This window comes from Falsiroseomonas sp. CW058 (assembly GCF_050563535.1).
Lineage (GTDB): Bacteria > Pseudomonadota > Alphaproteobacteria > Acetobacterales > Acetobacteraceae > Falsiroseomonas.
On sequence record NZ_JBNXUO010000007.1, the window covers coordinates 175,871 to 190,441 of the forward strand.

The 14,571-nt window shown below is 76.3% G+C and carries 3 protein-coding genes; all 3 read left to right on the forward strand.

All coding sequences use genetic code 11. The annotated features are described in order from the left end of the window. The first annotated feature begins 2 nt into the window (after positions 1–2). Positions 3–10,568 carry a filamentous hemagglutinin N-terminal domain-containing protein gene (locus ACK8OX_RS08625; RefSeq protein WP_430663578.1) on the forward strand — a complete coding sequence of 3,522 codons (10,566 nt, stop codon included), beginning with the start codon at positions 3–5 and terminating at the stop codon, positions 10,566–10,568. Between the two features lies 1 nt (position 10,569). Continuing rightward, a complete protein-coding gene (locus ACK8OX_RS08630) occupies positions 10,570–13,596 on the forward strand; it encodes a CHAT domain-containing protein (RefSeq protein ID WP_430663579.1) in 3,027 nt (1,008 codons plus the stop codon). A 70-nt stretch (positions 13,597–13,666) separates the two neighbouring features. Then, a partial coding sequence (locus ACK8OX_RS08635) for a serine/threonine-protein kinase (RefSeq protein WP_430663580.1) occupies positions 13,667–14,571 on the forward strand: 905 nt, incomplete at its 3' end.

Below are 14,571 nucleotides of genomic sequence, written 5' to 3' on the forward strand. Positions count from 1 at the left end.
AGATGGGCCCCGTTCCCGCCTCCGTCCGCGGCTTCCTCCTCGGCACCACCGCGCTGCTGCCGGTGCTGGCCGGCCCCGCCGCCGCCCAGGCGCCCAACGCGCAGCCCACCGGCGGGCGGGTGGTGGCCGGGCAGGCCAGCATCGCGCGAACGCCGGCGCAGACCACCGTGACCCAGCGGTCGGACCGCGCCGCCATCGACTGGCAGCGCTTCGACGTGGGCCGCGACCAGACCGTGCAGTTCCAGCAGCCGAATGCCGGCAGCTGGACGCTGAACCGCGTCACCACGCCCGACCCCTCGCTCATCGCGGGCCGCATCCAGTCCAATGGCGGCGTCGCCATCGTCAACCAGTCGGGCATCGTCTTCGCGCAGGGCGCGTCGGTGAATGTCGGCGCGCTGATCGCCAGCGCCGCCAACATCACGAACGAGGCCTTCATGGCCGGGCGGATGGAATTCACCGGCGCGCCGCGGCCGGGCGCGCGGGTGGAGAACCACGGCACGGTGACGGTCGCGGATCGCGGCCTGGCCGCCTTCGTCGCACCCGGCGTCAGCAACACCGGCACCATCCGCGGCCGGCTCGCCCGCGTCGCGCTGGCGGGGGCCGAGACCTTCACGCTCGACATGGCCGGCGACGGCCTGCTCTCCATCGACGTCACCGGGGCTGTCCGCGGCAACGGCGCCGCGCTGGTGACCAACAGCGGCACGATCGAGGCGCCCGGCGGGTCCGTCCTGCTGTCCGCCAACGCGGCGTCCGGCCTGGTGGAGGACGTGGTCCGGAACAGCGGCCGCATCAGCGCCAACACCGATGCCGCGACCGGCCGCACCGGCCAGGTGGCGCTGCGCGGCGGGGGCGGCGGCGTGCGGATCGAGGGCGTGGTGGAGGCGGCGGGCGCCGCCCCCGGCACGCGCGGCGGCCGGGTGGAGGCCGCGGGCAGGTCGGTGACCGTCGCGCAGGGCGCGCGGGTGGACGCTTCCGGCACCGCGGGTGGGGGCGAGGCACGGCTCGGCGGAGCCACGACCGACCGCGTGCGGGTGGAAGGGCAGGTGGCGGCGGCCGGCACGGGCGCGACGGCGCGCGGCGGCCTCGTCACCGTGCAGGCGAAGGACGGCGTCGCGGTCGCGGGCGGCGCGAAGCTCGACGCCTCGGGCGGCGCGGGCGGCGGGGCGGTGCTGGCCGGCACCACGGGCATTGGCCGCGCGCAGCAGATGTCGCGCGAGACGGTGGTGGAGCGCGGCGCGACCATCGCGGCCGACGCGACGGCGCGGGGTGATGGCGGTCTCGTCGTCGTCAACGGCACCGAGGCCACCTCGGTCCGCGGCCGCATCTCCGCCCGCGGTGGCGCCTCGGGCGGCGATGGCGGCTTCATCGAGGTCTCCGGCATGGCCGGCATCGACCTGCCGGGCCTGTCGCTGCTGGATGTCGGGGCCGCGGCCGGCCGCGCGGGCACCGTGCTGCTCGACCCGCAGTTCATCACCATCGTCAACGGCACGCTCGTGGCCGCGCAGGGCGACGTGGCCGCCGGCGACAACGGCGATGCCACCGCCGGGCCGCCACCCGGCTTCTCCCCGACGCTGACCATCCGCAACGCCGACATCAACGCCAGCGCCGTCAACCTGGTGCTGGAAGCGACGGACGGCATCACCGTCCAGGCCGGCGCCACCATCAGCAAGGCCGCCGGCGACCTGACGCTGCGGACCACCACGAATTCCGGAACCGTCACCGTCAACGGCGACATCACGCTCGCCGCCGGGCTGCTGTCGATCGGCAGCGGCAGCATCACGCTCAACTCCACCGTCGAGGCGACGGGCCTCGCCCTCACCGCCCGCACCGGAATCGACCAGGCGGGCGGCCTGATCAGGCATGCCGGCGGCGCGGCGACGCCGCTGGCCGTCTCCGCGCGCACCACGGTCAGCGGCGCCGTCACGCTCGCGCGCGCCGGCAATGGCAGCCTGTCCTTCGACACGGGTGCGGGCAGTTCCGGCGCGGTCAGCCTCGCCAGTGCCGGCACCATCACGCTGAGCGGCACGGTGGAGGCGACGAGCCTGTCGCTGGTCGCGGGGACCGGGATCAGCCAGGCGGGCGGGGCGGTCCGCCATGCCAGCGGCGCCAACACCGCGCTGACCGTCACCGCCCGCACCACGACCAGCGGCGACGTGCTGCTGACGGACACCTCGAACGGCGCGCTGTCCTTCGGCACCGGCGGGCTGAGCGCGGGGGCCGTCAGCGTCACCACGGCCAACAACCGCGACCTCGTCATCGGCTCCGCCCTCCAGGCGACCGGCGGCGTCACGCTGGCATCGGGCCGCGACGTCTCGGTGGCCGCCGCGCTCACATCGGGGGGCGACGTGGTGCTCACCGCCGGGCGGGACGTGTCGGTCGCCGCCGCGCTGACCGCCACCGGCCGGACGGTGTCGATCAACGCGGCGCGCGACATCGGGCAGACCGCCGCGGGGGTCATCACCGCCGCTACGCTCAACGCGCGCGGCGAGGGCGGCACCGGGACCGAGGCGCGCGCGGTCGCGCTCGGCACCGCGCTGAACGTGGTCGGCGCGGTGGCGGAGATGCGGGCGCAGCAGAGCGCGATCCTGCGTTCTTCCGCCAACATGTCGGTCGGCACGGTGGTGATCGGCGGCGCCAACGGCACGCTGATCGACCTTCAGGGCAATGGTGGGCTGACGCTGACCGGCGCGCTGGACAGCAACGGCCAGACCATCATCCTCCGCACCGGCGACAGCTTCGACGCGCCGGCAGGAAGCGGGAACATCACCCAGGCCGTGGGCAGCACCGTCGCCACCGGCTGGTTCGGCGCCTCGGCCGCCGGCAGCCTGGCGGTCGACCAGCCCGGCAACGCCATTGCCTGGCTCGGCCGCGGTGCGGATCTCGACGGCACCGCCGCGACACGCGCCCTGACGGCCGGGGGCGCGGCCTCGCTGCGGACCGGCGTGGACCTCCAGGTGTTCGACCCGGTCAGCGCCGCGAACCTGACGGTCGCCGCCCCGACCCTCACGCTCGACGCCACGGCCTCGCTCGCCGTCGGCAGCGGCGGGGCGCTCACACTGCGGGCGGACGACATGCTGCTGTCCGGGCGCATCCGCGCGCCGGCAGGCACCATCACGGTCGCGGGCGTCACCGCCGGGCGCGATGTCTTTCTCGGTGCGGACCGGGGTGGTGGCGACCCGGCCGGGCTCTACCTGAACGCGGCCGAACTGGCGCTGTTCGGCGGCAATGGGGCCGCCGGCGCGACGGATCCCGCCACGCGGCTCCGCGTGACCACGACGGGCGACGTGCGGGTGCCCGGCGACATCTCTCTGCGCAACCGCGTCGGCGCGCTCCTCGTCGACGGCAGCGCGACAGGCTACGATCTCGGCGGGGCCGGCATCGACGTGGCGCGCCTGGTCGTCCGCGCCGGCGCCGGCAATGTCAGCGCGACACACGCCAACAACCGCATCGACGAACTGGCGGTGCTCGGCACCGGCGGTGCCGGCAGCAGCGTGAACGTCGCCAGCGGCGGCAGCGGCGTCCTGGCCGTGGTGTCCGATCTCTCGCCGGCCGGCACCACCTCCGGCATCTCCGGCTTCGGTACGGTGACGCTCGGCGCGGCGGGGCTGGCGATCGAAGCGCCGGTCGCGGCCACGGGCGGGGCGGGCAGCGTCGCCCTCACGGCGACCGGCGCGGCCGGCATCACGCAGGGCAGCGGCGGGCACATCACCGCGGCCACGCTGACCGCCAGCGCGACCACGGCCGGTGCGGGCATCGTCCTGAACGCGGGCGGGTCCGCCACTGTCGCGAACTGGAACCGGGTGTCCAGCCTCGGCGCCAGTACGGCGGGGGGCGCCTTCGCGCTGGTCAATGACGGGGCGCTACTGGTCGGGGGGGCGCTGTCGGCCGGCGGGGCGCTCGGCATCTCGACGACCGGGACTCTGACCCTCGGCGCAACGGTCGGGGCGCAGGGCGACCTGACCCTGCGCGCGCCGGCGCTGGTGCAGAATGCGGGCGCGGCGGTCAGCGCCCATGCGGCGGGCGCGACGGTGCTGCTGCAGGCGGACGTCTTCACCCTGTCCGGCACCCCTTCCGTCACCGCCACGGGCGGCGGCACGACCATCGCGCTGCAACCCTTCAGCGCCAACACCGGCCTCACCTTCGGCGCGGCGGGCGGGTTGCAGGTCACGGCCGCGCAGGTCGCGCAGCTTTCGGCCGACACGGTCTCGCTGCGCGCGAGCGGGACGGGCAATGTCGCCATCGCCGATGTCCTCGACATCGGCGCGCAGGCGCTGGACCTGCGCGGCGCCGGCATTGCGCAGACGGGCGGCGAGATCAACGCGGCGGGCCTGACCTTCACGGCGACGGGCGCGGTGACGCTGAACCGGCCGGCGAACACGATCGGCGGCTTCTCGGGCACGACGGCCGGCGCGGTGGTGCTGGTGACGGACGGGGCGGCGACGCTCGGCGCGATCACCGGCGCGAGCATCACGGCCGGCGCGGGCGGGCTGCTGACCGTCTCGGGCGCGCTGCTGGCGAACACGGGGGCGATCGGCCTCACCGGCGCAGGCGTCGCGCTCGGGGCGAACGTGACCGCGTCGGGGCAGGCGGTGACGGTGACCGCGACGGGGGCGGGCAACGGCATCGCGCAGAGTGCGGGCATCGTCACGGCGGGCGCGCTGGTGCTCGACGCGGCGGCCGGCATTGCGCAGACGGGCGGCGAGATCAACGCGGCGGGCCTGACCTTCACGGCGACGGGCGCGGTGACGCTGAACCGGCCGGCGAACACGATCGGCTCCTTCGCGGGCACGACGGCCGGTGCGGTGGTGCTGGTGACGGACGGGGCGGCGACGCTCGGCGCGATCACCGGCGCGAGCATCACGGCCGGCGCGGGCGGGCTGCTGACCGTCTCGGGCGCGCAGGTCGCGAACACGGGGGCGATCGGCCTCACCGGCGCGGGTGTTGCGATCGGGGCGAACCTCACCGCGAGCGGGCAGGCGGTGACGGTGACCGCAACGGGGGCGGGCAACGGCATCGCGCAGGGCGCCGGCATCGTCACGGCGGGTGCGCTGGTGCTCGACGCGGCGGCCGGCATCGCGCAGACGGGTGGCGAGATCAACGCGGCGGGCCTGACCTTCACGGCGACGGGCGCGGTGACGCTGAACCGGCCGGCGAACACGATCGGCGGATTCGCGGGCACGACGGCCGGCGCGGTGGTGCTGGTGACGGACGGCGCGGCGACGCTCGGCGCGATCACCGGCGCGAGCATCACGGCCGGTGCGGGCGGCCTGCTGACCGTCTCGGGCGCGCAGGTCGCGAACAGCGGGGCGATCGGGCTCACCGGCGCGGGCGTGTCGATCGGGGCGAACGTGACCGCGTCGGGGCAGGCGGTGACGGTGACCGCGACGGGGGCGGGCAACGGCATCGCGCAGAGCGCGGGCATCGTCACGGCGGGCGCGCTGGTGCTCGACGCGGCGGCCGGCATTGCGCAGGCAGGGGGTTCGCTGTCGGCGGTCAGCCTTGCCATGACGGCGGGCGGGGCCATCACACTCGACAACGGCGCGCCCGCGGCGACCACCGGGCTGAATGCGGTCGGCTCGCTGGGGGCGGTGACGGTCGGGGGCGCATTCACGCTGCGCAACGCCGGGACATTCAGCATCGACGGCGCCGTCACCGGCCCCGGCGGCATCCAGGCTGGCGCCGTCACACTGCATTCGCAGGGCGGCAACATCACCTTCGGCGTCGCCGGGCGGATAGGCGCCGGGATCGCCGGCAGCATCGGCGCGATGTCCCTCACCCTGACCGCACCGAACGGCAATGTCAGCGTGCCTGGCGCGATCTCGACCCAGACCGGGGTGACGATCCGGGCCGGCGGCGCGATCGGCGTCGGCGGCGCCATCGCCAATGCGACCAGCGGCGGCATCACGCTCGTCTCGCCCGGCGCGATGACGCTTGGCGGGGCGCTGACCGCGGCGGGCCAGCGCGTGACGATGGCGACGAACGCCACGGTGGCCCAGCCTGGCGGCATCGTCACCGCGCAGGAACTCGTGGTGACCGGCGCCGGCGGCACCGGCACCTCGGCGGCGAGCATCGACCTCGGCGGCGCCAACGCCATCCGCCACGTCGTAGAGGCGCGCGCGACCGGCGCGGCGCGACTGCGCACCACCACCGCGCTCGACATCGGCGGCGCGGTGCGTGCCGGCGCCAATGGCACGCTTCGGGTCGAGGCGGGTGGCGCACTGACGGTCAATGCGGCGGGCTCCGTCCAGGCCGGGACCTCCGGCGCGGGGACGGGCGTGGTCAGCCTCTGGGGTTCCTCGATCGACCTGCGGGGGCCGGTCCAGGCGGGCGCCGCCATCGCGCTGATCGCATCCGGCGGGGTGGACGCCTTCGCCTCCATCGCGGCCAACCCCGCCGCCACCATCACCCAGTCCGGCGCCGGGACGCTGACCGCGCCGGCGCTGGCCACCGCGGCAGGCGGCGCGGTCACGCTCGACCTGGCCGGCAACAGCTACGCCCTGGTCGCCTTCGCCGGGGCGGGAAATGGCGACGTCACGCTCGAACGCGCGGCGGGGACGCTGACCATCGGCGGGGTGGCCGGGCTGGCCGATCCCACCGGCAGTTCCTTCTCCATCTCCGGCGTGACGGCAGGGACCGGCACCGTCACGCTGACGGCCGACGACCTGGCGATCGGCGGGATCGTGCGCGGCGGCACCGTCGTGCTACGCCCCTACACCGCCGGCACCGGCTTCGCCCTCGGCGTGACGGGAACCGAGCCGACCGGCGTCATCTCCCTCACCACCGCCGAGGTCGCGAATATCCGCAGCACGACGCTGCGGATCGACGGCAGCGCGGGTTCGGGCAGCGCCATCAGCCTCGGCGCGCTCGACCTGCGCACGGGCGGGACGACGACGCGCGTGGCCCGCATCCTCGACCTGCGCGGCGCGTCGGTGACGCAGCTTGCCGGCGGCGAGCTTTCGGTCGAGCGGCTGACGGCGGCGGCGACCGCCGGGTCCGTCCTGCTGAACCAGGGCGGCACGGCGACCGCGGCGGGCAACACCCTCAACATCCTCGGCCCCGTCAGCGCCACGGGCGACATCTCCATCGTGGCGGGTGGCGTGCCCAATGGCGGCGCGGAACGCCGCGCGCCGACGGTGCTGGCCGACGGCACGGCGGGCGGCGGCACCCAGGCGCTGCGCCTGGCCGGCGCGGTGAATGCCGGCGGCGCGCTGACGCTGCGGACCGACGGGCTGGCGCTGGCGGGCGGGTCGCTGCGCGCCGGCAACGGCAGCATGACCATCGGCACCTTCGGCAGCGCGGTGAACATGCTGCTCGGCGCCGGCACGCCGGACGGGGCAGGGCTGCGGCTCGGCAGCGACATCGCCGGCGCGCTGACCCTGGCGGGCGGCGGGACGCGCGTGCTGACGCTGCTCGCCCCATCCGGCGACCTGCGGGCGGCGGGGGCCTTCGACCTCGGCCCGAGCGGCGCGCAGCGGCTCGTCGTGCAGGCCGGCAGCGTGAGTTCCGCGGCGGGCAGCGCGCTGTCCGTGGCGGATCTCGACATCACGGCCGCGACCGGCGGCGCCGACCTCACGCAGGGCGCGCATGCCGTGGGGACGCTCCGCATCGAGGCGCCTTCCGGCGCGACGACGGGGATCGCCTCGACGCTGGACCTCACCGTCCTTGGCGTGTCGACGCCGGCATCGGGGCGTGTCGGGAGCGTGTCGCTGACCGGCAACTCCATCGGGCTTGCCGGCGCCGTACGGGCCGACCTGGCAGTCCTCGCCGCCACCGGGGCCGGCGGCGCGATCACCCAGTCCGCGCCGCTCGACGCCGGACGGCTGGACCTGCGGACGAGCAACGGCGCGGTGACGCTGACCCATTCCGGCAACGCCATCGGCTGGCTGCGCTCGGCCGACCTGCGGAATCCGGGGCTGACCGAGGGCGCGGCGCTCACGCTGTCGACCACGGCCAACCTGTCGCTCGACCGCGACGGGATGCCAGGGGTCTTCGCCGGCACGGTCGAGCTCACGGCGACGGGCTTCGGCCCGGCGGCCCCGGGCGGCACGCAGGCCGTGGTGATCCGCGCCATCGGCACCGGCAGCGCGACACCCTTCCTCGACCTGACCGCCACAGCAGGCGGCATCTCGCTCGGAACCGGGTCGGACCTGGCGGCGGTGGGCGGCACGGTCGCGCTGGCCGCCACCGGCAACATCACCACCTCCGGCACTTCCATCGCCGCCGGAACGGTGCTCACCGTGCTGGCCGATGGCGCCGCGAGCCTGACGGGCGGCAGCCTCGGCGGGACCACCAGCGTCGAGGTGCGCGGCGCGGCCTCGACCACGATGACCGAGGTCGGGGTTACCGGCGGCAACGTGACGCTGCACTCCACCGGCGGCGCGGTGACGCTGGCCGGCGCGGCGGGGCTGACCGCGGTGGCGGCGACCGGCGAGGTGCTGGTGCAGTCCGCGGCGGGCGGCGCGCTCGCCGTCACCGACATGGCGATCGGCGCCGCGGGCAATCTCGATCTGCTGGCGGGAGGTGCGCTCACGCTCACGCGCGGTTCGGCCGGCGCGCCTGGCCATCGCATCCGCGCCCACGCGGCCACCGCGCTGCAGACCACGGATCTCGCCCTGTCCGGGGAAGTGATCGATTTGCGGGCCGGCAGCACGGTCAGCGTCACCGGCGGCTCGGCCACGGCCTCCGGCAGCTACGGCGCCGCGGCGGGCGCGGCGGCGACCTTGCAATCCACCACCATCGGCGCGGCCGGCGCGCTCGCCATCTCGGCCGGCACGACGCTCACCCTCGCTGCAAGCACGCTGTCCGGCACGCCGGTGACGCTGGGCGGCGGCACGGGCCTTGCAATCGCCGGCGGATCCGTCGCCTCGGGCGGCGCGGCCACGCTGGCGGGCGGCAGCGGCGATGTCGTCCTCGGCGGCGCGACCCTCGCCGCCACCGGCGTGCTCGGCATCGGCACGGCCGCGCGGCTCGCGGCGACCGATGCGGTGCTGACAGGCGCCAGCATCGCCCTCCAGGGCGGGGCGCGGCTGGAAGTGACCGGCGGCTCCGCCACGGCGGGCGCCGGCCTCACGGCCGGCACGGAGGGTGCCGCCGTCCTCGCCCGCACCCGCCTTGCGGCCGGCGCGGCGCTGGCGGTGACCGCGGCGGGTGCGTTGCAGGCCACCGGCACCACCTTCTCCGGCACGACAGCACTGGTCGGTGGCGGGGGCGGTCTCTCCCTCACCGGCGGTGGCGTGACCGCGGGTGGCGCGCTGACGCTGGCAGGTGGCGGTGGCGACCTCGTCGCCGGGTCCGCCGCCTTCTCGGCCGGGGGCGCGGCGCAGATGACGGCGGGCGGCGCTCTGCGGCTGACGGCCAGCGACGTCACCGCCGCCAGCCTGGCCGGGACGGCGGGCGCGGGTGGCGCAACGGTGCAGTCCACGACCATCTCCGTCGCGGGCGCGATCGGGCTGACATCGGGCGGGGCGATGCAGGTCGTCGGCTCCACGCTGAACGGCGGCACGGTCGCGCTGCGCGGCGCCGGGGGCCTCACCCTGTCGGGCGGTGGCGTCGCCACCCCCGGCGCCTTCAGCGCGCGGTCCGATGCCGGGGCGGTCGCATTCCTGGGCACGCAGGTGGCGGCGGGCTCCACGCTGCTCGTCAGCGCCGGCGGGGACCTGCGGATCAACCCCTCGCGGCTGTCCGGGCGGACCGTCACGCTCACCGCGGCGGGTGGCGCGACGCTGGTGGACAGCAGCGTCACCGCGGCCCAGGACATCGCGCTGACATCCGGCGGCGGCTTCGCCATCTCCGGCGGCGGCCTCTCGGCCGGCGGGGCGGTCAGCGTCGACGGGCGGAGCGGGGCGAGCCTCCGCGCCACCAGCCTCGATGCCGAGACGGCGGCCTTCCGCACCACGGGTGCGCTGACGGCCGGCGGCGTGACGGCGCGGATCGGCACGCGCCTGCTGCTCGCGGCGGAGGGTGGCCTCGCCTCCTCCGGCGCCATCGCGGTCTCGCCGCGCGCGGCGGGGCAGCGCATCCCGGCGGTCGTGCTCGACACGCGGGCGGGGGCCGCGACCTCGGCGCTGCCGCTGGTCGTGCAGGCGGACCTGCCCGGCACGGTGCCGACCGCGCAGCCGACGCAGATGCGCGCGGCGCCGCGCAGCCAGGCGCCGGGCGCCTTCGGCCAGGCGCTCGACGTGCCGGCGGCGGCGATGGCCTTCTCCATCCTCGCCCCCGACAGCCCGGTCTTCCTGCTGGCGGATGGCGCGCGCATCACCGGCACGATCGTCGCCGCGCGGCTCGGCGTGCACGGCACCGGCGGGGCGGCGACGCTCACCGGCACGCTCGCGGGGCGGGACGGGATCGCGGCGGCGGAATACGGCGACCTGACCCGCCCGGTCCTGCCGGCCGCGCTGCAGCAATACCGGTTGAACGGCTGCGTGCTGTCGGCCGTGAACTGCGTCGTCCTCCCGCCGGTCATGGTGGTGCCGAGCCGCCTTGCGGCGGATGTGGTGGTCGCGCTCGACCGTCAGCGTGCCCGCAACCCGGACGTGGTGGTCCCCGACGTGGCGCAGGAGGATTTCTGAGATGCGCAAGACCCTGCCGGCTCTCGTCCTTCTCGGCCTGCTCGGCGCCTGCACGAGCCCGCCGCCCGAGGCCTACGTCGCCGGTGCGAACAGCCTCGACCCCGGGGAGCCCGCGGGTCAGGATTCCCGCGGGGAGGCCTGCCTGATGTCCCGCGGCGCGGCGCCGCGCAGCGACCTGCCGGTGCTGCGCGCGCGCGACATCTTCTGCGGCGGCTACACCCAGCCCGCCGCCCGCGTCGCCGAACTGCGCGGCCCGGCGGAACGCGAGGACCTGATGCGCATCGCCACCGGCGGCCTGTGGCGCACCGCGCTCGACAGCCGCGTCGCCGCCTGCGCCGCCCCGCAGGAGACGCGGGTCGCCGGCAACCGCCCCGCGCTGCTGCTGAGTTGCACGCGCCGCAACGGCGGCTGGCCGCATGTGGCGCTGGTCGCGCAGGGGCCGGAAGGACCGGTGCTGGCCGACGGCGTGCCGACCGTGCTGCCGGTGATCGAACGCATCGCGGCCGGCCAGGCACCCGCATCGGGCGGGGCCGCGGTGGCGCGCTCCGCGGCGCTCGAACTCGCGGCGCAGCGCCAGGCGGCGGCCGCCTTCGGCGCCAACGAGGTGGGCGGCTACGAGAGGCTGATGGCGCTCGGCCGCGCCCTGAACCAGGCGGAAAGCTTCGCGGCGGCCGAGGATGCGTATCGCGGCGCGCTGGCGATCCAGGAACGCGTGCTCGGCGCGGGCAGCCCCGACACGGTGACGGCGCTGATGCACCTGGCGCTGAACCTGTCCAACCAGGACCGCCGCGCGGAGGCCGAGGCGCTGTTCGCGCGCGCCGCGGCGCTGGCGCCGCGGGCCGCCGACCCGGTCGCGACGATCCGGCTTCGCCACTACCGCGGCCTGCACGAGCTGAACGCCAACCGGGCCGAGCCCGCGCTCGCCCTCCTGCGGGAGGCGGAGGCCGGCTACGCAACCCTCGTCCCACCCGCGCTGCTGCGGAACACGACGGCGGAGGCCAATCTCGGGCCGGTCGGCGATGCGGTGCTGGAAAGCGCGATCCTCGGACTGGCGGAGGTGTGGCGCAGCATGGCCGCCGCCGTGGCGCGCGGGCCGGAACCGCAGCGCGCCGCGGCGCTCGCGGCTGACAGCCGCAGCCTGCTGCGCCGCACCGGGCTGGAACAGGGGCTGACGGCCGGGCGCGGCCTGCGCAGCGAAGCCGCCGCCGCGGCCAGCGGCGGCCGCCAGGACGAGGCGGCGCAGAGGCTCGAGCAGGCGGCGCGGCGCTTCAACGCCGCCGCGCCGGGCGAACGGCCGGAAGCGGTGACGCTGTTCCTCGCCGGCCGCACCCGCGCCGAGCTCGGCCGCGGCGAATCCGCGCTCCAGGCCTTCCGCACCGGCGCCGCCATCCTCCGCGCCAGGCAGATCGCCCTGCCGGTCGAGGTGGTGATGCCCTATCTCGACACGCTGCACGCGGCGCAGCTGGCCGCCGGGCCCGATGGCGGCGCTGCGTTGCGGCGGGAGATGTTCTCGGCCGCCCAGCTGGCCCAGCGCAGCGGCACGGTGCGCTTCGTCCAGCTCGCCTCCGCGCGCATCGGCGCGGCATCGGGCGACCCGCGCGTGGCCGATGCGGTGCGGCGGCTGCAGGATGCCGACCGCACGCTGCGCGACCTCTACGCCGACCGCGACGCGATCCCCCCCGGCTCACCGGCCGCGCAGGCGCTCGACCGCCGAATCGCCGACCTCCAGCGCGACCGCGCCGAGGCGGAGGGCGAGGTGGCGGCCGCCGCCCCGGGCTACCGCCAGCTGCTGCTCGCCTCGGTCGACGCGGATGCGGTGACGCGCGCGCTGGACCCGGACGAGGTGCTGGTGACGATGCTGCTCGGCCGCGACCGCGGCTACGTGCTGGCCATGCGCGGGGATGGCCGGGTGGCCGCGCACCGCACCGCGCTGGGCGATGCCGCGGCCGCCGCGCTCGTGCAGCGCGTGCGCGCCGGGATGGAGGTGCAGGGCAGCGCGCCCGGTTCGTTCGACACGGCCGCGGCGGCGGAACTGCACGCCGCGCTTCTCGCCCCGCTCTCCGCCGCGATGGACGGCGTGCAGACGATGGTGGTGGCCCCCGACGGCCCGCTGCTGGGCCTGCCCTTCGGCCTGCTGCTGACCGGCCCGGCGGACCCCGCCGCCCTCGGCGCGGCGCCGTGGCTGATCCGGCGGCACGCGGTGGTGCATGTCCCATCCCCGCAGACGCTGGTGACGCAGCGCGCGGCCGGCCGCGGCAGCAGCGCGCCCAATCCCTATCGCGGCTTCGGCGACTTCGCGCCGCCGAGCGCCGCCCAGCTGGCCGCCACCTTCCCGGAGGACCGCTGCGCCGCCGATGCGCGGCTGGCCGCCGGGCTCGGCCGCCTGCCGGGCACGCGGGCGGAAGTGCTGGCGGCGCAGCGGTTGACCGGCGCGGCGCCGGATGCGGTGCGGCTCGGCACGGATTTCACCGGGGCGTCGCTGCGGCAGGCGCGGCTCGACCAGTATCGCGTCATCCACCTGGCGACCCACGCGCTGCTGCCGGGCGAACTCTCCTGCCTGCCGGAGCCGGCGATCGTCGTCTCCGCCCCGCCCGGCGCGCGCGACGCCTCGGCCGCCTTCATCCGGGCTAGCGAGGTGCTGGGGCTGCGCATGGATGCGGACCTGGTCGTGCTGTCGGCCTGCAACACCGGCGGCCCCGGCGGGGAAGGCGGGGGCGAGGCGCTGTCGGGCCTTGCGCGGTCCTTCTTCTACGCCGGCGCGCGCGGCCTGCTGGTGACGCACTGGGCGGTGGACGATGCCGCCTCCGCTCTGCTGGTCGCGGACACGCTGCGCCGGCAGGGCGCGGGGGCGCCGTCCTCCGCCTCGCTCCGCGGCGCGCAGCTGCTGATCGTGGAGGAGGCCGGGCGCCGGCTTCCCGCCGCCTTCGCCCACCCCTATTATTGGGCGGCCTTCGCGCTGATCGGCGATGGCCGCCGCGCCGCGGCGCCCACGCGGACCGCGTCGGTCACGGAGGCGACGCGACTCTAGGCCTTCCCTCCCGGCGGGGGCGGGTCCGCCACACATCATCGCGGCCACCGGCCGCCGCACCGGGGGCCCGATGCTGCCGATCGAACTCTCCGGCAAATACGAGGAACGGGCGACCCTCGGCGCCGGCGCCATGGGCACGGTGGTCGAGGCCTTCGACCGCATGATCGAGCGCAGGGTCGCGGTGAAGCTCGTCCGCCTGCCGGGCGGCGGCGATGCTGAGGCCGCGGAGGCCCATGCCCGCTTCCGGCGCGAGGCGCAGGCCGCGGGCCGCCTGTCGCATCCCAACATCGTCGGCGTCTACGACTACGGCGAGAATGCCGACACCGCCTGGATCGTGATGGAGCTGGTCGAGGGCGGGTCGCTGAAGAACATCCTCGACCGCGGGGAGAGGATGGCCGTCCCCCAGGTCGTGCGGGTGATGGAGGAGGTGCTGGCGGCGCTGGCCTATTCGCATGGCCGCGGCGTGGTCCACCGCGACATCAAGCCTGCCAACATCATGCTGTCCGGCGACGGGACGGTGAAGATCGCGGATTTCGGCATCGCCCGCATCGAGAGCTCGACCATGACGCAGGTCGGCACCGTGATGGGCACGCCGAGCTACATGGCGCCCGAACAGCTGCGCGGGGAGCCGGTGGATGCGCGCGCCGACATCTGGGCCGCCGGCGTCATGCTCTACCAGCTGCTGACCGGCGAGAAGCCGTTCGACGGCAACTACACCGCGCTGATGCACCGCGTGCTGAACAGCGAACCGCCGCCGCCGTCGCAGCTGGCCGTGACCGTGCCGCGCGCCTTCGATGCGGTGATCGCCCGCGCCCTCGCGAAGCGCCCGGAGGACCGCTTTCCCAACGCCGCCGCCTTCGCCGAGGCGATCCGCGCCGCCGGCAGCGGCGCCGCTGCGGCGGAAGCCCCCGGCGGCAGCTTCGCCGGCGCGGGCCCGCTGCCCGGCCTCGACGACAGCACGATGGTGGCGACCGC